This window comes from Corynebacterium tuberculostearicum, from assembly GCF_013408445.1.
GTDB classification, from domain to species: domain Bacteria; phylum Actinomycetota; class Actinomycetes; order Mycobacteriales; family Mycobacteriaceae; genus Corynebacterium; species Corynebacterium tuberculostearicum.
Map to the genome: position 1 here is coordinate 556,373 of NZ_JACBZL010000001.1, position 20,427 is coordinate 576,799.

At 57.7% G+C, this 20,427-nt stretch carries 19 protein-coding genes and 1 tRNA gene; 8 read left to right on the forward strand and 12 right to left on the reverse strand.

From position 1 onward, the window contains the following. Position 1 precedes the first annotated feature (1 nt). From BJ985_RS02630 to BJ985_RS02650, 5 genes are all read right to left on the reverse strand, one after another. The gene (locus BJ985_RS02630) at positions 2–265 is read right to left on the reverse strand and encodes a phosphoribosyl-ATP diphosphatase (RefSeq protein ID WP_179386513.1); all 264 of its coding nucleotides are present in this window, start codon (positions 263–265) and stop codon (positions 2–4) included. Positions 266–317: 52 nt separating this feature from the next. Further along, the gene (locus tag BJ985_RS02635) at positions 318–983 is read right to left on the reverse strand and encodes an HAD family hydrolase (RefSeq protein ID WP_179387565.1); all 666 of its coding nucleotides are present in this window, start codon (positions 981–983) and stop codon (positions 318–320) included. Positions 984–1,163: 180 nt separating this feature from the next. Beyond that, positions 1,164–1,547 carry a hypothetical protein gene (locus BJ985_RS02640; RefSeq protein ID WP_005324796.1) on the reverse strand — a complete coding sequence of 128 codons (384 nt, stop codon included), beginning with the start codon at positions 1,545–1,547 and terminating at the stop codon, positions 1,164–1,166. A 24-nt stretch (positions 1,548–1,571) separates the two neighbouring features. After that, complete coding sequence (gene mshC / locus BJ985_RS02645; protein ID WP_179386514.1) at positions 1,572–2,810, reverse strand: cysteine--1-D-myo-inosityl 2-amino-2-deoxy-alpha-D-glucopyranoside ligase; 1,239 nt, start codon at positions 2,808–2,810, stop codon at positions 1,572–1,574. 25 nt (positions 2,811–2,835) lie between these two features. After that, positions 2,836–3,690: an undecaprenyl-diphosphate phosphatase gene (locus BJ985_RS02650; RefSeq protein WP_005329655.1), complete on the reverse strand. Its 855-nt coding sequence runs from the start codon at positions 3,688–3,690 to the stop codon at positions 2,836–2,838. A gap of 66 nt (positions 3,691–3,756) precedes the next feature. Between BJ985_RS02650 and BJ985_RS02655 the strand changes: the two genes are divergently transcribed. Next, the gene (locus BJ985_RS02655; protein WP_005324803.1) at positions 3,757–4,803 is read left to right on the forward strand and encodes a YncE family protein; all 1,047 of its coding nucleotides are present in this window, start codon (positions 3,757–3,759) and stop codon (positions 4,801–4,803) included. A gap of 4 nt (positions 4,804–4,807) precedes the next feature. Continuing rightward, positions 4,808–5,923: a quinone-dependent dihydroorotate dehydrogenase gene (locus BJ985_RS02660; protein ID WP_005329660.1), complete on the forward strand. Its 1,116-nt coding sequence runs from the start codon at positions 4,808–4,810 to the stop codon at positions 5,921–5,923. Positions 5,924–6,013: 90 nt separating this feature from the next. Here the strand turns inward: BJ985_RS02660 and BJ985_RS02665 are convergent, their stop codons facing one another. Continuing rightward, entirely contained in the window at positions 6,014–6,406 is a 393-nt protein-coding gene (locus BJ985_RS02665) for a hypothetical protein (protein ID WP_150850323.1), read from the reverse strand. Next, entirely contained in the window at positions 6,406–6,945 is a 540-nt protein-coding gene (locus tag BJ985_RS02670; protein ID WP_179386515.1) for a YbhB/YbcL family Raf kinase inhibitor-like protein, read from the reverse strand. Before BJ985_RS02670 ends, BJ985_RS02665 begins: the two co-directional genes overlap by 1 nt. 227 nt (positions 6,946–7,172) lie before the next feature. On the opposite strand from BJ985_RS02670, the gene BJ985_RS02675 reads away from it, so the two are divergent. Continuing rightward, positions 7,173–7,258 (forward strand) — tRNA-Leu (locus BJ985_RS02675). 53 nt (positions 7,259–7,311) lie between these two features. Here the strand turns inward: BJ985_RS02675 and BJ985_RS02680 are convergent. After that, positions 7,312–8,514, reverse strand: a complete 1,203-nt coding sequence (locus tag BJ985_RS02680) for an IS481 family transposase (RefSeq protein ID WP_005323622.1) — start codon at positions 8,512–8,514, stop codon at positions 7,312–7,314. Between the two features lie 253 nt (positions 8,515–8,767). Here BJ985_RS02680 and BJ985_RS02685 point away from each other — a divergent pair, with 253 nt between their 5' ends. Together BJ985_RS02685 and BJ985_RS02690 are read left to right on the forward strand one after the other, a co-directional pair. Then, a complete protein-coding gene (locus BJ985_RS02685) occupies positions 8,768–9,484 on the forward strand; it encodes a TVP38/TMEM64 family protein (protein ID WP_005328372.1) in 717 nt (238 codons plus the stop codon). 53 nt (positions 9,485–9,537) lie between these two features. Continuing rightward, the gene (locus BJ985_RS02690) at positions 9,538–10,116 is read left to right on the forward strand and encodes a hypothetical protein (protein ID WP_005328374.1); all 579 of its coding nucleotides are present in this window, start codon (positions 9,538–9,540) and stop codon (positions 10,114–10,116) included. On the opposite strand, the gene BJ985_RS02695 is transcribed toward BJ985_RS02690, so the two are convergent. Beyond that, a complete protein-coding gene (locus BJ985_RS02695; protein ID WP_005324809.1) occupies positions 10,113–10,952 on the reverse strand; it encodes a DUF3097 domain-containing protein in 840 nt (279 codons plus the stop codon). The two genes, BJ985_RS02690 and BJ985_RS02695, sit on opposite strands and share 4 nt — an antisense overlap. A gap of 33 nt (positions 10,953–10,985) precedes the next feature. Here BJ985_RS02695 and BJ985_RS02700 point away from each other — a divergent pair, with 33 nt between their 5' ends. Continuing rightward, a complete protein-coding gene (locus tag BJ985_RS02700) occupies positions 10,986–11,759 on the forward strand; it encodes an Rv1486c family protein (protein WP_005328378.1) in 774 nt (257 codons plus the stop codon). Here the strand turns inward: BJ985_RS02700 and BJ985_RS02705 are convergent. The 3 genes from BJ985_RS02705 to BJ985_RS02715 all read right to left on the reverse strand — a co-directional run bounded on the left by BJ985_RS02705 (position 11,756) and on the right by BJ985_RS02715 (position 16,497). After that, positions 11,756–12,829 (reverse strand): ferrochelatase, encoded by a 1,074-nt coding sequence (locus tag BJ985_RS02705; protein WP_179386516.1) that lies wholly within the window; start codon positions 12,827–12,829, stop codon positions 11,756–11,758. The two genes, BJ985_RS02700 and BJ985_RS02705, sit on opposite strands and share 4 nt — an antisense overlap. A 31-nt stretch (positions 12,830–12,860) precedes the next feature. After that, positions 12,861–14,315, reverse strand: a complete 1,455-nt coding sequence (locus tag BJ985_RS11830) for an NlpC/P60 family protein (protein ID WP_005328380.1) — start codon at positions 14,313–14,315, stop codon at positions 12,861–12,863. A 1,717-nt stretch (positions 14,316–16,032) separates the two neighbouring features. Next, a complete protein-coding gene (locus BJ985_RS02715; RefSeq protein WP_040425242.1) occupies positions 16,033–16,497 on the reverse strand; it encodes an Rv1476 family membrane protein in 465 nt (154 codons plus the stop codon). Positions 16,498–16,825: 328 nt separating this feature from the next. Between BJ985_RS02715 and can the strand changes: the two genes are divergently transcribed. After that, complete coding sequence (can, locus tag BJ985_RS02720; RefSeq protein WP_005328384.1) at positions 16,826–19,639, forward strand: aconitate hydratase; 2,814 nt, start codon at positions 16,826–16,828, stop codon at positions 19,637–19,639. Between the two features lie 191 nt (positions 19,640–19,830). Continuing rightward, positions 19,831–20,406: a TetR/AcrR family transcriptional regulator gene (locus tag BJ985_RS02725; protein ID WP_005324819.1), complete on the forward strand. Its 576-nt coding sequence runs from the start codon at positions 19,831–19,833 to the stop codon at positions 20,404–20,406. Positions 20,407–20,427: the final 21 nt, after the last annotated feature.

A 20,427-nucleotide genomic window follows, 5' to 3' on the forward strand; every position in this document is an offset into this window, starting at 1 on the left:
CCTAGAGGTACTTATAAAGGTCTTCAGGGGTAAGTCCGCGCTTAAGCATCATGACCTGAGTCCAATAAAGCAGCTGGGACATCTCTTCCGCCAGCTCATCGTCGGACTGATATTCGGCGGCGATCCATACTTCCCCGGCTTCTTCGATGATCTTTTTACCGATGAAATGCTCGCCTTTATCTAGCGCGGCAACGGTGTCAGAACCAGCTGGACGCTGGTCGGCCTTCTCGGCTAATTCGGCAAAAAGAGTCTCAAAGTTCTTCACGTCTACCTATGGTTCCACAGGTAGTTAGAGGATGTAGGGGAACTCTAAATTTCTATTGCCGCACCGAAATCTTAGCGAACCACTCATATACGTCGGTGGCCTTAGCCCCAGCGAGATGCCGCGAATCGCGGAGGCGAGAAATTTCGGTGATCTCTGGCGCTATCTCAACCTGGTTATCTTCTGGCAGCCCGATCACCGCACAGCCGGCATCGACTGCGGCGCGCATGCCGGTTGCGGAATCTTCGAAAACTAAGCACTCTGCGGGATCTGCTCCGATGCGGCGGGCGGCTTCGCGGTACATATCCGGTGCTGGTTTGCCGGCAGGAACCTCATCCCCGCAGATAGTATCGACGAAATACTGCCGCCCCAACGCAGTGATAGCAGCATCGGCAACATTACGTTCGGTATTCGTCGTGACCATCATGGGCACCCCATCCGCTTTCAGCTCCTGGAGCAAGGCAGGAATTCCCGGAAAGATCTCCAACTTGCGAGCAAAAAGACCCTTGACATAGTCAAACATCTGGGTGCGGTAACGCTCGCTGTCACCGGGTTGCAGCGTCACTCCCGCATTATCCGCGCAGATTCCCAAGGTGGTATCAAAGGTCGCGCCCACAGTAGCCAGGCGCTGGGTGGGAGTGAGCCGTTTGCCCAGCAGTTCTGAAAGATAAAACGTTGCCTCCGCCCAGAGGGGCTCCGAATTGGTGAGGGTGCCATCCATATCCCAGAAGATGGCGGCGGGCTTAGTCCGGCTGGAAGCGGCGGTGGAGTTCGACACGGGAATAAAGCTAGCTTTCTCTATCAGGAAAAGTGGCACCGTCCACGTTGGAGGCACACGGCGGTGAGCGCTAGGCTGCGCGGATGGCGCAAACTAGCACTCACTAATGCGGAAGGAAAGGACCTAGAAGTCCAGTTCCGGAATCTGCGACAGGGCTTCGTCGTCTGCTCCGGTGGCCGCGCTGGCGTTATAGATAAGCTCAGAGAGCTCTTCCTTTTCCTCTGGCTCGAGAACGGCATCGTGCTGAGCGCGATTAAAATCTGCCAACTTACGAACGGTCTTGGACAAGACGGTGACCAACTGTGGTCCGTCTGGATCGTCCGGAAGAGCATCCAGCCCATCGAGCATCTGCTCAAGGTGGCCGCGCAGCTCTGGGAGGACGTTGGCGTCAAACGGTGCCTCCCAGAACTCCTTTTCCTCTTCCTTGAGGTAATCGCCGGTGGCGAAGGACTTCAGGTCACTAATGAACTCATCTACGGTGGGCTGGAAATCGGCGCGAATGCTCATGCTGTAGATACTGCCCTATCTTGCCTAAGCCTGCACGCCGAGGAGCGAATTTAGTGCGGTGCGAACCAAATCGGCCGCGCCGTCCTCGTCCGTGCCACGGTCGGCCTCTGCCCACTCATCCACGGCAGCGAGCGCGGCCGGGGTATCAAGGTCGTTCGCGATTGCGGCACGCAGCTTGGCGACGACCCCTTCGGCTCCTGCCATGCTTCCCGGCTGCGCCAGGGCCTCCCGCCATGCGGCGAGGCGGCGCTTAGCGGCGTCGAGCGCCTCGTCGGACCAGTCGCGCTCGTCGCGGTAATGGCCTGCGAAGACGCCCAAGCGGATAGCGGAGGGATCTTCACCCGCTCCTACGAGCTTGTGGACGAAGACGAGGTTGCCCAAGGACTTAGACATCTTGACCCCGTCGAGGCCGATCATGCCGGTATGCACGTAGAACTGTGCCATGCGCTCAACGTTGAGGGCGGCCTCGGCGTGGGCAGCGGAAAACTCATGATGTGGGAACTTCAGGTCGCTGCCGCCACCCTGGATATCAAAGGTTGATCCCAAGCGGTTGGTAGCGATGGCGGAACATTCAATATGCCAACCCGGGCGACCAGGCCCAAAGGGCGAATCCCATGCCGGCTCGCCCTCGCGGTGGGCACGCCAGATGAGTGCGTCGAGCGGATTCTTCTTCCCTGGGCGGTCGGGGTCGCCGCCGCGCTCGGCAAAGAAGGTGCGCATCTCTTCGGCAGAGTAATTGGACTCATAACCAAAGCGCTCGGTGGCCTCGATGGAGGCGTAGATATCTGGGTGCTCAGGGTCGTCTACGACGTAGGCCGCCCCGACATCAAGCAGCTTTTGCACCATCTCCACGACCTCATCGACGGCTTCCATGGCGCCGATATAGTCCTGCGGCGGGAAAACGGAGAGCAGCTCCATATCGGAACGGAAGAGATCAATTTGAGAAGTGCCGAGCTCACGCCAATCTACACCGTCGCGTTCAGCACGTTCGAATAGCGGATCATCGACGTCGGTGATGTTTTGGACGTAGTGAACCTTCTTCCCGGCATCCAGGAATGCACGGTAGATGAGGTCAAAGGTCAGGTACGTGGCGGCATGGCCCAAGTGGGTGGAGTCATAGGGCGTGATGCCACACACGTACATGGTGGCGGTATCCCCTGCGACCTCTACGGGAGCGATGGTTTGGTTCGCGGAATCGTACAAGCGCAGCTGTGCCGCATCACCTGGCACAGGGCGGAAGGAAGGTGTTGGCCAAGAATGCATAGCCACCATACTAACGCGGCGTGCCTTAGAGCGGCTGCAGGACTCCCAATGCCAGGAGGATCATGACGAGCACGCCGACCGGGATGCGGTAAGCGGCAAACCAAGAGAAGGAGTGGTTACCCACAAACTTCAGCAGCCACGCAATGGAGGCGTAGCCCAGTACAAAGGCGATGCCAGTGCCGACCAGAAGCTGCAGGCCGGAGGCGGCTTGGCCTGATTCGGGAGAAAAGGCGTCGGGAAGCGAGAAAAGGCCCGAAGCCAGCACGGCTGGAATGGCGAGCAAGAAGCTAAAGCGAGTGGCCACCTCGCGGTCCAGCCCCAGGAATAGACCACCGGAAATGGTGCCGCCGGAGCGGGAAACGCCCGGAATGAGCGCCAAGCATTGGCACAGGCCCATAATAATGGCGTCTTTCATGGTCAACTGGTCAAAACCGCGTTCCTTCTTGCCCACTTTTTCTGCGGCGATGAAGACGAAGGAAAAGAGGATGAGCATAGCGGCGGTGATCCACAGGTTGCGCAGGGCGCCGCGGATAGCGTCCTCGAATGCGAAGCCGATGATGCCGATGGGAATGGAACCCACGATGACCATCCACCCCATGCGCCAGTCCTGGCCACGAGAGGCTTTATCGGTCCAGCCACGGAACCAGCCGGAGAGAATCTGCCAAATCATTGGGGCGAAATAGACCAACACAGCCAGCTCCGTGCCCAGCTGGATAACTGCGGTGAAGGACGCGCCGGCGTCGTTGCCCCAAAAAAGCTCGGAAACAATGCGCAGGTGACCGGAGGAACTTACCGGAAGAAACTCGGTAAGCCCCTGCACGATGGACAAAACAATGACCTGCGCCCAAGAAACAGCGTCAGTTGCGGTATTAGAAATCACCCGCTTCACACTACAGCCGCGCTGGGCTTCGAGTTTTTACAACGCGCGCTGTTAGGATTAGTAGCCGTGAAATCTCAATCTGGCTCCGCACTTATCCTTTCCAGTTTGCTGGCGCTGAGCGCCACCGCGTTGGCTGCCTGCCAGCCCGACGTGGGCGTGGGCGCCGATCCAGAGACCGCGGTCAAGGGCAATGCCACCCCAGCGGCCTCCCCGGCTAAGGCGGATGCGGAAGGCACTGTGGTCGACCTTAAGGCAGACATCACTGACCTTGTCGCCTTTGATGACTCGCTGGCAGTGCGCACCAAGGACGAGCTTCTCATCGGTAGCCAAAAGGATTTTGAAGAGAAGAAGGCTACCTCGCTAGACATTTCTGCGGAGTGTGGTGACCTCAGTTCTTCGGAGTCGGGCTTCGTCCTCGCCTGCCCGGATAAGGTTCTCCTCATCGATCCTGCATCCCCGGATTCTCCCCAGGAGGTCCACATGGAGGAGGACTCCCCCGTTACCGCCGCCACCCAGCTATCCAGCGGCGAGATCTTTGCCACCTCGGCCGATTCCACCACGGTAGGCATCTATAAAGACGGAAAGCGCGACGGAGATATCGAGGTAGAGGCCGGCTCGGACCAGCTATTGGCCGTGCCCAATTCCTCAGGCGATGACGGAGTGGTGCGCATCCACCGAGAGGATTCCACCATCCAGAACGTGGACTGGACGAATGATCGCGCGGGCGGCCGACTGCGCGTTGGCCAGGGAGTCGGCAGCATCGCGGTGGGCGATAACGGCGTGGTCCTCGCCTCCGATACCGAGGGCGGCCGCTTGGCCGTCTACACCTCAGATGACGTCGTCCGCCTGCATCAATACGGCAACGTTGAGGGCACCCCATGGGGCGTAGCCTGGGATAATAAGCGCAATCTGGCGTGGGTGAGCGCCACCGATACCAATAAGGCTTATGCCTATGAAATTGGCAAAGGCGTACCAGAGCTGCGCGGAGATCTCTCCACCGTGCCGGATGCGCAGAATATTGCCCTGCTTGGCGACGGCACCTTTGTCGCCGCCTCCGCCACCGGCCACGGGCTGCAGTTCGTGGACGCCCCGCACCTGAAGAAGGAGTCTTAACACTATGACCAGCACTATTGACCAATTGCGCGCGCAGGCTTACCAGCTTGCCTTGCGGGGCATGTTTAAACTGAGCCCGGAGCGCATCCACGAGATTATCAACACTGCGCTCAGCGGACTCCAAGCCGCCGGGCCAGCCAACCGAGCCCTGGCAAAGATCCTGCCGGTCAACGATCCAGTGCTGCGCCAAGAGGTCTTCGGAGTAGAATTCCCCCGCCCGCTGGGACTTGCCGCCGGGTTTGATAAAAACGCCGCGGCTGCTGATACGTGGACTCCCATTGGCTTTGGTTATGCAGAGTTGGGCACCGTCACCGCCCAAGCACAGCCCGGCAATCCTGCTCCGCGACTCTTCCGCCTGAAGGCCGATAAGGCCATCTTGAACCGGATGGGCTTTAACAATAAAGGTGCAGCGGCCGCCGCGGAAAACCTGCGCAAGCGTCGCTACAGCGATGTCATTGGCATCAATATTGGCAAAACCAAAGTCACCCCTGCCGAGCATGCTGTAGAAGACTACCGCCGCTCCGCGTCGGTGTTGGGCGACTTGGCAGATTTCTTGGTGGTCAACGTTTCCTCGCCGAACACCCCGGGCCTGCGCGACCTGCAAGCAGTAGAATCGCTGCGCCCCATTCTCTCCGCCGTGCAAGAATGCACCGCGGTTCCGGTGCTGGTGAAAATTGCCCCAGACCTTTCCGATGCCGACGTTGACGCCGTGGCAGACCTAGCCCTTGAACTCGGGCTCGACGGAATCGTAGCGACAAATACCACCATTTCCCGCGAGGGCCTTAAGACCCCAGCTGCCGAGGTAAAGGACATGGGTGCCGGTGGCGTATCCGGCCCTCCGGTAGCCGAGCGCTCCCTAGAGGTACTGCGCCGCCTCAATGAGCGAGTCGGCGGCCAGCTCACCCTCATCTCCGTGGGCGGCATCTCCACGCCAGAACAGGCATGGGAGCGCATCACTTCCGGTGCTTCCCTACTGCAGGGCTACACCGGTCTCATCTACGGCGGACCGGACTGGATCCGCAATATCCACCGCGGCATTGCCGCCCAAATCCGTGCCCACGGTTTGAGCAATATTTCCCAGGCCGTAGGCTCCGGCCTCCCCTGGAAGCCCTTGGATTAGTCCAGCCCAAGGCTTTTCAACACAAGGTCCGCCTACTTCTCCTGCTGCACGCAGAGGAAGTAGGCGGACGCTTTGTCTTTGCTGTGCTGACTAGGTCTGCGCCATAACGCTGCGCCTGAGAACCAGTGCGCACAACACCGCAAAGCCGGCGTAGAACACGACCCAATACTGTGGTTGAGTGAATAGGATATCGCCGGGTACAAAGCGGCTGGCTGCAATGATCACAATGGCGATGACCAATGCGGCAACCTGCGCGCGACTTCCCGCCTGACTTTTGCTCATGGTGCTGAAGGCCCCGACGATGACCGCGGCGACAATAATCGCCACTTTGGAATACGTCCATTCGAAATCGGCACCCCAACCATCCGTGAAGACGGAGATTAACGCAAAGAGCACCAGCACGAATGCGACCACCATGAAGGCGCCGCCCACCCGCAGCGCCGTCGGCGGGCTAGGCTGCGATGAAGTAGAGCTACTCGCCATTACTTCGCCTCGTACCAGCCCCACAAAATGGCGCGGCCAAGGGCGTGGAAATGCAGGTTGAACCCAAGCACGGTCGGCGAAGCATCTGGGTCGATGTCGAGCTTTTCTACGTCAACTGCGTGGACGGCATAGAGGTAGCGGTGCGGGGCGTGTCCGGCAGGCGGGTTAGCGCCGAAGTAGGTGCGCTCGCCGGAATCGTTGCGCAAGCTGATGACGCCGTCAATGCCCAAGTCCTCCGCGGCGCCGGCATTGGTAGCCAGCTCGCTTACCTCGACGGGGATATTGAACGCCGCCCAGTGCCAGAAACCAGAAGCCGTTGGTGCATCTGGGTCGAAACAGGTCACGGCCAGGGACTTAGTGCCTTCCGGCAGTCCGGACCACGCTAGCTGAGGCGATACACTCTCCGGGGCGCGGAGCTTTTCCTGCAGCTCGTCTCCTTCCACCACATCGGTAGACGAGAGAACGAAGGAAGGAACATCGCGTAGCGGTGCGTAAGGATCTGGTCCAGGAAAGCGGGAATCATCTGCATAAGAAGTCATAGACCCCTTTGTACCCCACCTCACAAGCCGCTGTCGATGTGGTGTAACCGCCGCACCCTGCATATATTTTGCCGCACACATGGAAAGCCCCCAACCAGACTTACAACCATGTATTTCCACACGCCGTTAACGGTAGCTTTTTCACGCCACACGCTGGCGATTTGTAAAGCAAGCCTCGAGCAGGATACAGTATCGGAGTGCCCAGCCGAGAGGCTGATAAACACCCTGCCCGGGTGGCGGAATGGCAGACGCGCTAGCTTGAGGTGCTAGTGTCCTATTAACGGACGTGGGGGTTCAAGTCCCCCCTCGGGCACAATGTGAAGTCTCGAGACATCGTTCCGGTCGATGCCTCGAGATTTTTCGTTTTCAGTTGCCCTGTTGGGGGTCAAGTTCGTTGTCTTTCTTGTTGTAATAGATCTTTTCTTCGGCGAGTGTGTAGGCGGCGATTTGTGCCCCAGTGGTGGTTATTTTGATGCTTACGCGGTTGTCGATGCAGACCATGGTGATTGGTTCGCCGCCCCATCGGCGCCCGATGTAGAGGCGGCGTAGTTTGCCACCCCATCGCAGGGTTGTCTTGCCGTTGGTGCCTACTTTGTCAGTGCGTAGGCGGTAGTCGTGGTCTGGTTTGATGTCTGCTGGGAGAGCTTTGGGCAGTGCTGTGTAGGCTTCTGCGGGGGTGGTTCTGTTTAGGGCTCTATGGGGGCGTTTGTGGTTGTAGTATTCGATGATTTCTTTTAGCTGAGAGTTGAGTTCATCGAGACTTTGAGCTGGTATTTTGCTTGCTAGGGCTAGTTTAAGGGTGTAGTGGAAGCGTTCAACTTTTCCTTGTGTCTGGGGGTGGTAGGGTTTACCGTTTTTCTGCTTGATTCCTAGGTCTATGAGCAGTTGCTCGAATCCGTTTCGCGCGGGGTTTGTCCGGTCTGTGCTGGTTGTGAATGCTCGGCCGTTGTCGGTGAGGGTGGACTGGGGGTAGCCGTGTGTCTGGCCTGCATTAATGAAGCTTTCTATGACGTTTCCCACGGTGGCATTGTTGTAGGCACAGCAGGAGATGATGAACCGGGAATGGTCGTCCAAGATGGTGAGGATAGCTACTCGCTTGTGACCTGCGATGGTCCAGTCACTGTAGTCCATTTGCCATGTTTCGTTGGGTTGATCTGCTTGAAATCGTATCCATGAGCTGCGAGGACGCTTTTGTGGTTGGGCGATGACGTGACCGTTGTTTGCGAGCACTCGGTGGATTGTGGATGGTGCTGGTGGTGGGTCGATTCCCTCTTGCTGCAAGTGCCAGCGAATTGTATGGGCTCCGGCGTTAGTGCCGCGTTCTGTGAGGTCCTGGCGCAGTTTAAGTATGCGGTCGACAGTGCTGGGGTTGAGCGCTCGGGGATTAGTGCGCGGGCGTTTAGAGCGTGGTTCTAGGCGGTTGATTCCGCCTTCTCGGTAGCGGGCTTGAAGTGTTCGGATCCATCTGGTGCTGACGCCGAAATGGTCAGCTGCTTCGGCTTGAGTCATGCCGGTAGCAAGCATGGTTTCGATGATGATTTTTGGGCTTGGTTTTGATTTCTGCTCCATTTTTAAAGCATGGAGGATCGATGTCTCGAGACATCACTTTTTGTCGCGGCCGGGCAAATTTAACTTCAGAGTTTTCTACCGGATCGATGTAATGAGACATTAGTGCTGGTTAGACCGGAACTATCTCATAAGACATGCGGAACGATGTCTCCGAACCAGACACCCCCTCGGGCACAACCGGACCGGCGGTTACCACTAAGGTAGCCGCCGGATTTTTCTATTCAGTACTCCCACAAGGACTACGATCTCCCCCATGACCACACTTTTGAGTTGGGCGCGCAGCTTCGGCCATTTCCTCAAATCGCTCGCCTGGTCCGCTTGGCGGTCAATTCTCCAGTGGTCGATGCGTCGTTGGGTAGCCGTCCTCGCCGCCATCGTCACCGGCGTCACCCTCCTTTACTTCTTCGATCTGCCGGACGTGTCCCAGCTGCGCGACGCTTCCACCCGCTATGGCGCGTGGTTTCCTCTCCTTTTCACCCTAGGTTATGTCATATTTACGCAGCTTCCCTTTCCCCGGACGTTGTGGACGGTAGCCGCAGGAATACTTTTTGGCCCATGGAAGGGCCTCGCCCTCTCCTTGTGCGCCTTGACGGTGTCTGCGGCCCTGTCGCTCCTCATCGTCCGCACGCTCCTTGGAGACTGGATCCGTCCGCACCTGACCCACCCCGCAGTGTTTAAAATCAATGCCCACTTAGAGCGGCGCGGCTGGCTGGCCATCGCTTCGCTGCGAATGGTGGCCGGCGTCCCCTTTAGCCTCCTAAACTACGTTGCCGCCCTAACTCCGGTGAAGCTTAGCCACTTCACCGTGGCCACTCTCCTCGGTTCCATCCCGACTACTGCCCTCGGCGTCTTCTTCGGCGATGCCCTCACCGGCCACACGTCGCCCGGCATCATTGTCGCCATGGTAGCTTTTGCCGCGATTGGTATGGGCGGGCTGTATATGGATTCGCGCCTACCCACTCGCCCATAAGTCAAGTACGAGCGGTAGACTATTTCGCAATTGGTTCCTTAAGGAGGATTTCTGTGCTTGCTGTCCACGCCCGCTACCGGGGCCGCTCCGTGCGTCGCGCAGATTTGGTCCAACGTTCTGCAACGGCTCTATCCACCCTCAACGGTGTGGGCGAGTTCCACGTGCTCGGCGTGGAAGATATTTGCGCCGTAGTTGATTCAGCAACTGCCGTGTGCGACGTGGTCATGGCCTTGCTTGCCGACGGCGACTGGGCTATCGGCATCGGCATTAGCCCCGGCAACCAGGAAGATGAGGAAGGCGCGCGCCAGGTAGCAACCGCCGCATTGCGGAAGTCCGCCCGCATGGGGCAGGTCTACGCCAAACTCAATAAGCGCGGGCGCGCCTCGGAGGCAAGTGATATTGCAGCCACCTTTGCCCTGCTTGGGTACGTTCTGCACAAGCGCACCATCGAAGGGCGCGAAGCAACCTCGCTCGTCCGCGCAGGACTCAACCAGAATGAGGCCGCCGAAGAGCTAGGAATTTCCAAGCAAGCCATGTCGCAACGCCTCCAGGCGGCCGGCTGGAGTGCGGAGATGGCGGGGTGGCAGTTGGCCGTCAACCTCATTGAACGCGCCAACCTTGCCCACCCCTAGAGCAAGTCGGACTTGCTCAACTCAGGTGTAGTAACGAAGTCCACGAGGCGCTCCACGGCGCCGATCAGGCTGGAGTCCAGGTCACGGAAGGAATGCACGGAGTTATAGACATGACGCCACCCATCCTTCGGGTCGCTCCACCCTACGCGGCGGCAAATACCGGTTTTCCAATCCTCGCCGTAGGGCACATCTGGCCATTCGCGCAGGCCTACGCGCTGCGGCTTTACCGCCGCCCAGATATCGATGAAGGGGTGTCCAGTGACCAGGACATGCTCTCCCACGGTTTCCGTTAATCGGGTTTCCTTGGAGCCTTGAACCAAGTGATCGGCCAATACGCCGACCCTGCGGCCCGGCCCTGGCTGAAATTCTGCGAGGCGCGCCTCCAAGTTGTCCAAACCCTCGAGGTATTCGACGACCACGCCTTCCACACGCAGGTCGTGACCCCACACTTTCTCCACAATGGCGGCATCATGCACGCCCTCCACCCAAATGCGCGATGGCGCGGCAACCTTTGCCTCCACGTTTTCTACGCGGCGGGAGCCGGAGTTGGATTTGCGGGGAGCCTGCTTTTCGACGTACCGGGTAAGCGTTACCGGCTTTCCTTCCACTAGGAACCCGCCTTTAACCAGGTTAAAGACCCGTTCTACGCCATGGCGATCCTCAAGGCGTACCACCTCACCGAAAACGGTTTTATCCACGCCCATAACAGCCCCCACAAAGTCATCGCCGCGCACTTCCACTACCATTCCGGGCTCGGCTGGTACTTCCGGGTACTGGCGCGGCTTCGACCGCGAGTGGCCAGCAAAAATATCTCCGCCATAAGGATCAAAACTCATGGCCCGTTAGTCTATCTACTAGACTGGCTCGCCATGGATATGCGCGCCGAAGTATGGTCACCTTTACAAAACACCGCCGTCTGGCTTGGCTCGTGGCTGTGGGGACATGAAACCACCGATGACTTGCTGGACGCGCTTACTGAACTAGGCGGACGTCCAGAATGCTTGGACGAATCCCCCTTCGTCGATGTGTTAGCCATGCTGCGCGCGGAGACCTCCGAGCTTACCGCTCATCGCGGTGTACGTGCAGAACCTATCGTGCGCCTCGCACTGTCCGGGCCAGGCGAGCCACCCGCATTGCCGGCAGGATCGGAGTCCTATCGCGCGGCCGCACAAAGTTCTGCCGGGGCAATCATAGTTCGCACCAATGATCCCTTGCGTAACTTAGTCCTCGTCCCCCACATTCGCCACAGCCATACAGCGTGGCAAGTGGTCGTCGAAAAGCAGCAGCTCCCCGCGCCCGCCTGGCTAAGCCCCGGTGAAGCTGATGCCCTCCTCTCTCAGGCAACCAATGAGTCCGCCGATCTCATCGCCGCAACCGGGTATAGCACCGAGGCCTTGCCCAACCCACGCCTCACCGTGGGAACCCTGAGCGACTTCTATGACACACCCGGACTTCCCCGTTCAACGCCAGCTCGAGCAGCCAAGCTCTTTGCCCGTGCCGACCGAGTGGCCGCGATCATCGAAACCGTCACTGACCGCATCAATGACCACAGCCTTGATCCACAATTGCTTCGCTTGTGGCGCCACATCCGCCAGGCCCGCATGACGGGCGTGTCTTATGCGCTTGGAGAGTTTGCCCGTTAACGCGACCAGATATCGCAGCACCCCGCCGCGCACGGCTCACCATTGACTGTGCACCCTTGCACCGTGACGCTCCCGCTGGTCTCCCACTCGCGGCCCTGCTCTAGCTCATCGATGAGATCAACGACCACCTCCGCAAACCGTGGAGTCGGACCCGCTGTACGAGTGCGCAGGACCTTGACGCCCATCTCTTCGGCTGCCTTCTGCAGCTCGGAATCGAGATCCCAGATGACCTCCATATGGTCTGAGATGAAGCCAATCGGACACACCACTACCGTGTCGATACCTTCGTTGTGGTGGATATCAGTGGTGTGATCAATAATGTCAGGCTCGAGCCACGGAGTGCGTGGATTGCCCGAACGTGACTGCCATACAAGGTCATAATCAGAAATACCGGCCCGTGCGGCCACCAACCGCGACGCCTCTGCCACCTGGCGGGAGTAAAGGTTTTTATCCCCTTCTGCGCCGCCCACGTTATCGTGCGCGACGGGAACCGAATGGGCGGTAAACAGCAAGCGAGTGGATTCCTTCTTTTCTTCCGGAACCTGTCCCCAGACCTCCGTGACAGCGGCTGCCATTTCGGCCACGAACTTCGGATGGTCGAAGAATTGGCGAATCTTAGTAAATTCAATGTCCGGCAGACCCTGCTCCGCCAGATGCTCGCGCATCCGCTGAATATCCTCATCATATTGCCGGCATGCGGAGTACCCACCCCATGCAGAGGTAGCGAAGACAGCTACCTTGCGCACCCCGTCCTGAGACATCTTCTCCGCAGTCTCACTGGCAAAGGGGTGCCAATTTCGATTGCCAAAGTAGACAGGTAGATTATGTCCGCGTTTTTTCAGCTCCACTTCGAGGTGATCGATGATTTCGCGGTTAAGCGCATTGAGCGGACTTACCCCTCCGAAGTGGTAATAATGCTCGCCCACCACTTCTAGCCGCTCGCGAGGGATACCTCGACCTCGGGTAACGTTCTCCAAAAAAGGAACGACCTCCTCGTTTCCTTCCGGGCCACCGAAAGAAAGAACGAGGAGGGCGTCGAAGTTTTGGGCATTCTGTTGTGCGTCAGTCATGCCCTAAACCATACCAACCAAAAGTTGGAGATTAGAGAAGGCGCACAACATCGGGAGTAGCGCCACCCCAGCGAACTGGAACTACTGAAACAGTCTGACCAGACTGTGGCGCTTCAATCATTTGGCCGTCGCCTAGGTAGATAGCTACGTGCTGGCTTCCACCAGCTCCGTAGAAGATAAGGTCACCGCGCTGTGCATTCGCACGAGGAACCTTCTTACCCTGCTGGTACTGCGCACCAGTGTAATGAGGAAGGTCCAGGCCGGCTGCCGCGTAGGCGTACTTGACTAGCCCCGAGCAATCGAAGCCAGACTGACCGAAGTCACCGAAGGAATCAGCCACGCCACCATCGCGAAGCCCACCAGTAGGACCATTATTATCGCCGCCACCCCACACATAAGGGACACCAACCTGGGACTCGGCGCGAGAAATCACGGCCTCGATCTGAGCGTCTCGGCCCGCATCTGCACCAGTGGTGGTTTCCTCCGACTCAGTTACCTCATCCACCTCGGGAGCGTCAACACTGGCGGCAGGTGCAGTGTTCGGACTGCCCAAACCAAGCAAGTCAGATGAACCTTGCATGAGGGTGCGCACATCGTCCTCATCAACGGCTGCGGCGATATCATTCGCAAGTCCGAGCGCATCGTTCACGGAGGATCCAGTGCCAAAATCGACGTTCTGGAACGTCGGCGTTGTACCCTTGTTGAGGGCGTTTCCGAAGTCCGCTTCTGGAGTAGTCTTCTCCTGCTCAGCAACGGATGGAGCCTCCGGATTATCGGCAACGTCCGCACTGCCAGGAGCCTCAAGCGAGCCCCGATCTACTACCTCATCTGTAAAGCCCTGAGACTTGTCCTCGGAAGTCAAGTCTTCAGAGTTGACCGTAAAGGCGTTAGTCGAAGCTGCAGAATCAAGATTATCAACTTGATTTGGCGAGGTTGGAAGAGAATCCTGCTGCGAGAGCTGTATCCCGCTTGCTGCCCCCTCTTGGGGCGCAGCCTGCTGCTGGCGGGCAAAAGTGGCCTCCGCAAACCTTTGGGTAGCGTTTAGTCGAGCTTCATTCTGGGCCAGCTCTCGACGCTCCTGCGCGACCCGACTCTCGGCTTCTCGCTTTTCCTCCCCCGCCTGGCGCAGCTCATCTTCCAAGCTGGCAACATACTCTTCATTAGTGCCCGGCTCGCCATTCACTTGTTCCAATTGGGTTCGAATCTGAGCAATACGGTCTTCCGCTCCGGAAACATCCGCTTCCGCGCGACCTAGCTCTGCCCGGGACTCCTCTACAGCGGCCTGCAGTGAATCTGCATTGGCAACCGCACGGTCAATTGCTACGTGGTCTGAGTTTTGATCCTGGACCGTACCCGGGTTTGGCGTCGATACTTCATCGGCGCCCGCTGGGGCTACGGTGGAAAGCGTTGAAATAGCTGCGGTACCTGCTACTGCAGCAATGAAAGCGCGAACATGTCGAATGCGCGGAAGGCGAATGGTGGCCACTGAAATACTCCTAGTTTGGGCCCACGCTGCTCGTTTAGTGAGAGTCCATGAAGACTCCGGACATAGGTATGCCCGGGATCCCCGCCTGTATATTTCGCACAAACACAGGCGTTATCGCATGCCTTATTGGGCGGCCTAGAGGTTCGCCTTGGGTAGATATCAATAGATACGCGAAGCTAACCCCCTGGTGCCCGCAGACACTAGAGCGGTAATTGTTGATAGACTGCCTACTTCGGCTGAGACTTCACTCCGGGTGTGCACATTCTGTGGACGCTCAGCAGACTTAGGGCTTTCATGTTGGAACTAGAGACAGTTGAGGACGATTACTGCGCCGATACTGGACGACTCTAACCGCTACTGTTTCCCCACAACAGCGATATCCAGACAACTTGCACTCTGGCAAGAGAGCCTAAAGGTCTACTTGCGTGAGTCCGACAAGTCGGCCACAAATGGTCCACAACTATTCCCTGTTCAAACAAAGTCCCACGACTGCGAAATCCACTTCTATTCTTCGCTGTGCGCGACATACGCTCCAGGGTGCGTTTTACAACCCGCGATTCCGTATGCCCCGATCACGTCTTCGTTGCACTGAGCACCGTGAGAACTGCTCTACGGGTTCTGGCAGACCTCGCCGCGGCGCCAACTGGAGTCCAAAAGGTCTAACCTTTTGAGCACTACCGAGCCGTCGAGGGCAAGCAGCCACAAACCATGAACAGGCCGCACGAAGCTGACCCTTGTGGAGTGATTCGGCGTTCCCGGACCCTATCCCTATGGACCTCTCCGTACGCACCTTCTGTAACAACAGGCTTTTAGCCTTAGCCATATAAAGGTTCGCACCAAAATTTCCACACGGTGGAGTTCTAATGAACCCGTCTCACCTCATAAACGGAAGGTGGGTTGATGTGTAATTTTTCGAACATTGTAATCGCTCAAGTTCTTTGCCTGCGTTCCCAATCGCTATCGAAAGGTCCCGGTTCATTGACTTCCAAGAACGGCCACTCGACGTTCTAACTTTCGCTCGAGGCGTGCTTCCCCACATACCCGTGCGAGTTCTCTCGTGACAGTCAAGGCTAAGCCCATGAACCCAGGAAGCAAGAAATGTCTCCTGAGTCGACAACCGAACCTTACGTCACGACACGCCCGTTTCGCACAATTTTCCCGCAATTCACGTGAGTCAAGTTAATTCACATGACTCAACATGTGCACCTAACCTGCAATGATTTTGTTACCATCCCGTCATTGTGACTTTAATCACTAGACAACCGGAGCCCCATACGCCCTACTAGCCCCGAGTCTGACCATAACCAGGACAACTCAACCACTCCCCCACCGGATGTCAACCCCTAAGGGTTTACTTTGACCACTCCCCCGCCCCATCCACGATCCCCAATTAGGTATCCGGCTCACGTTAAGTCCAGGCCGAACTTCTGCCTCCCCAATCCGCAACCGACTCTCCCGGCATCCCGTGAGTGAACGAAAGTGTGTCATCCACATTCACCCGGAGCCCTTCAGTACACACCTTCGGGCCAGTTGCCCGAATTTTTCGGGGCATCAAAGGCCCGCAAAAGTTTCACCCTCTAACGTGATACTTTCTCGAACAAACTTAATTTTCAGGGACTATTTGTCGAATTCTGGAAAGCCAAGTTCCACGTTTCTCGCCCGACTTTCATCACTAGCCCGTCTCGCACGCCCAGCTTCCGTAGGTTCTTTTCAACTATTAGAGCGTGCGACGGCCGGCCGCTAGGAAAGAGCCAACCAATACAATCACGGCGATTACGGCAACTGCCCCCACCACTGCGCCGACCGGGAAGCTGATTTGGTCTAGCCCCCTGTAGTACTCAGACAGAAGGTCTACTTGTTCAACCCCAGGCGGGATCTGTGCCTGCACCGACTCAATGTCGGCACGGCTATAAGTGTCACTAACGGAAGAAACATGGCGAGGGGTTTGTACGATGACGGTATTCAAGCCTGTCGCATCCTGGAGCTCTTGGGCAATGTCACGGACATCAGGTGCCCGATCAGCCACCACATCAACCACGGCCACTCCGTCACCGTCTCGCAAGCCTTGAGCTACCTCCGCGTTGAGCTGTGCATCTTGGCTGAGCGTTGGGGACGTGTAGGCCACGCCATCCTCTTCCAGCTGGCCTGCCAAATCAGCTACATCTACGCCCGCGGGAACCATGTGTATCTCTTCCTTATATATAGGGCTCCTAAACTTCTTCTCCCCCAAGATACGGGCGGGCCACAGACGTCCTTCCCCTCAACTCGCCGAATTTCTCGAAAAGGTGAAAACAGAACGCTTGTACTGTTACAATGGCAGCGACCGAAGGTTTTAGCCTCTACAATATCTAGGTGAACCATCGCGTTCTTTGTCGCCTTCAACACAGCGGGCCCCATGGTCGCGTCGCGTCACACCAGTGACCAATGATGCCGAGCACTGCCCCGCGGTGACGACTGGCGGCGAGTACCAAACAGAACACACTGTTTATTAACAAGGAATGGAGCTCCCTGTGACTGAAAGCTTGAACTCCTTCGAGGCCAAGAAGACCCTTGACGTCAACGGCAAGTCTTATGACTACTTTGACATCAACACCGTCTCCGGCTTGGAGAAGTTGCCTTACTCCCTCAAGGTGCTGGCAGAAAACCTGCTGCGTAACGAGGACGGCAAGAACGTAACCAAGGACCACATCAACGCCTTGGCAAACTGGGATCCGGAGGCAGAGCCGGACACCGAAATCCAGTTCACCCCAGCACGCGTCCTCATGCAGGACTTTACCGGTGTTCCTTGCGTTGTTGACCTCGCTACCATGCGTGAGGCCGTCTCCGCACTGGGTGGCACCCCGGATCAGGTTAACCCTCTCAACCCGGCCGAAATGGTCATTGACCACTCCGTCATCGTTGAGGCTTTCGGCTCTACCGATGCGCTGGAAAAGAACGTTGAAATTGAGTACCAGCGCAACGAAGAGCGCTACCAGTTCCTCCGCTGGGGTGCTGAGAACTTCTCCAACTTCCGCGTTGTTCCTCCAGGAACCGGCATCGTCCACCAGGTAAACATCGAGTACCTGTCCCGCGTTGTATTCGACAACGAGGGCCTCGCTTACCCGGATACCTGTATCGGTACTGACTCCCACACCACCATGGAAAACGGCCTGGGCATTCTGGGCTGGGGCGTCGGCGGCATCGAAGCAGAGGCTGCCATGCTCGGCCAGCCGGTATCCATGCTTATCCCGAAGGTCGTAGGCTTCAAGCTGACCGGTGAGATTCCTACCGGCGTCACTGCAACCGACGTCGTTCTTACCATCACCGAGATGCTGCGCGAGCACGGCGTTGTTCAGAAGTTCGTTGAGTTCTATGGCAACGGCGTTAAGTCTGTCCCGCTGGCAAACCGCGCCACCATCGGCAACATGTCCCCTGAGTTCGGTTCCACCGCTGCGATCTTCCCGATTGACGAGGAGACCACCAAGTACCTCGAGCTCACCGGCCGCCCGCAGGAGCAGATCGACCGCGTCGAGGCCTACGCCAAGGCACAGGGAATGTGGCTGGAAGAGGACGCTCCAGAGGCAAAGTACTCCGAGTACCTCGAGCTGGACCTGTCCACCGTTGTTCCTTCCATTGCCGGCCCGAAGCGCCCGCAGGACCGCATCCTGCTGACCGAGGCCAAGGAGCAGTTCCGCAAGGATCTGGCTAACTACACCACCGACGAGGTTTGCGTTGACGAATCCTCTGTCGAGGCAAAGCGCATGTCCGCAGAAGGCGGCGCTCCAGTTATGGAGGACGTCACTGGCGGCTTGAACAAGGCTCGTGAGGGTCACGGCGAGTCCTCGGCTACTGGCGCGAAGGGCCGTCACTCCAACCCAATTACCGTTGAGTCCCAAAACGGTGGCGAGTTCACCTTGGACCACGGCATGGTTGCCATTGCCTCCATCACTTCCTGTACCAACACCTCTAACCCATCCGTTATGGTGGGCGCAGGCCTTATCGCCCGTAAGGCAGCAGAAAAGGGTCTGCAGTCCAAGCCATGGGTTAAGACCATCTGTGCTCCTGGCTCCCAGGTTGTTGATGGCTACTTCCAGCGTGCAGACCTGTGGAAGGATCTCGAAGCCATGGGCTTCTACCTCTCCGGCTTTGGTTGCACCACCTGTATTGGTAACTCCGGCCCACTGCCGGACGAGGTTTCCGCAGCCATCAACGAGAACGACCTCGCTGCCACCGCGGTCCTTTCCGGTAACCGCAACTTTGAGGGTCGTATCTCCCCGGATGTCAAGATGAACTACTTGGCTTCTCCAATCATGGTCATCGCCTACGCCATTGCCGGCACCATGGACTTTGACTTTGATGCTCAGCCGCTGGGTCAGGATAAGGAAGGCAACGACGTCTTCCTGAAGGACATTTGGCCTTCCCCGCAGGAGATTGAGGACACCATCCAGTCCGCTATTTCCCGCGAGATGTACGAGGCTGACTACGCCGACGTCTTCAAGGGCGACGATGCTTGGCGCAACCTGGACGTGCCGGAGGGTGAGACCTTCAAGTGGGATGAGGATTCCACCTACATCCGCAAGGCTCCTTACTTCGATGGCATGCCAACCGAGCCGAACCCGGTTGAGGACATCAAGGGCGCACGCGTTCTGGCAAAGCTGGGCGATTCCGTCACCACTGACCACATCTCCCCTGCTTCCGCTATTAAGCCGGGCACCCCGGCCGCGCAGTACCTCGATGAAAACGGCGTTGCCCGCCAGGACTACAACTCCTTGGGTTCCCGTCGCGGTAACCACGAGGTTATGATGCGCGGTACCTTCGCGAATATTCGCCTGGCCAACCAGTTGGTCGACGTCACCGGTGGCTACACCCGTGACTTCACCCAGGAAGGCGGCCCGCAGGCCTTCATCTTCGATGCTTGCCAGAACTATAAGGAAGCCGGCATCCCGCTCGTTGTCATCGCCGGCAAGGAGTACGGCACTGGCTCTTCCCGTGACTGGGCAGCCAAGGGCACCAACCTGCTTGGCGTGAAGGCTGTTATTACTGAGTCCTTCGAGCGCATCCACCGCTCCAACCTGATTGGTATGGGCGTTATCCCACTGCAGTTCCCACAGGGCGAGTCCCACGAGTCCTTGGGCCTGGATGGTACGGAAACCTTCGACATCGAGGGCATCTCCGCCTTCAACGATGGCTCCATCCCGAAGACCGTCCACGTCACCGCTACCAAGGAGTCCGGCGAGGCCGTCGAGTTCGATGCCGACGTCCGCATCGACACCCCGGGTGAGGCTGACTACTTCCGCCACGGCGGCATCTTGCAGTACGTTCTGCGTCAGATGGTCAAGAACTAAGCGTCTTCGCGCAGTCCTTTAGCCCAACCGATGGGTTAAAGGACTAAGTTCAGTCGACAACGCGGGGTTGCACCGCCCTCTCTCAGGAAGGGCAATGCGGCCCCGCGTTTCGTCACGTCGATTTTATTTCTTATTTAAAATTACTGATTAAACAATCTTTAGATATCCCCCATTAAGGAGAGTTCCCTACTATGCCCATCGTGAGCGAATCTGAACTTAGCCGCCGCCGGCACGACATTCTCGTAGGTGCCCGCCGCTGCTTTGCAGAGCACGGGTACGAGGGAGCGACTGTTCGGCTACTCGAACAAGCTACGGGTAAGTCACGTGGCGCAATTTTTCACCACTTCGGTGACAAAGAGTCACTATTCCTTGCCTTGGCGCAAGAAGATGCCGCTCGTCAGGCCGAAGTCGTGGCTCAAAATGGCTTGGTAGAAGTCATGCGGGAAATGCTCCAACATCCTGAGCGCCACGATTGGCTGGCCACACGCTTGGAAATCACCTCCCTGCTACGCACTGACCCCTCGTTCGCCGCTCGGTGGAAGGAAAACCAGTCGGTTCGTGATGAAGCCGTTCGCGCACGCTTGGCATCTAATGCGGATAAGGGCCGCCTTCGGGATGATGTAGAAATCGATACCTTGGCCATCTATCTTGAGGTATTTATGGATGGATTCATTAATCGGCTTGCCTTGGGCGATACCGCGGAACTAGAAAATGTTCTTGACTTAGTAGAGCAATCCATCCGCGGTGCTCAGGCGAGCCCACAGTAATCCCCCGTACATCCAATCCTG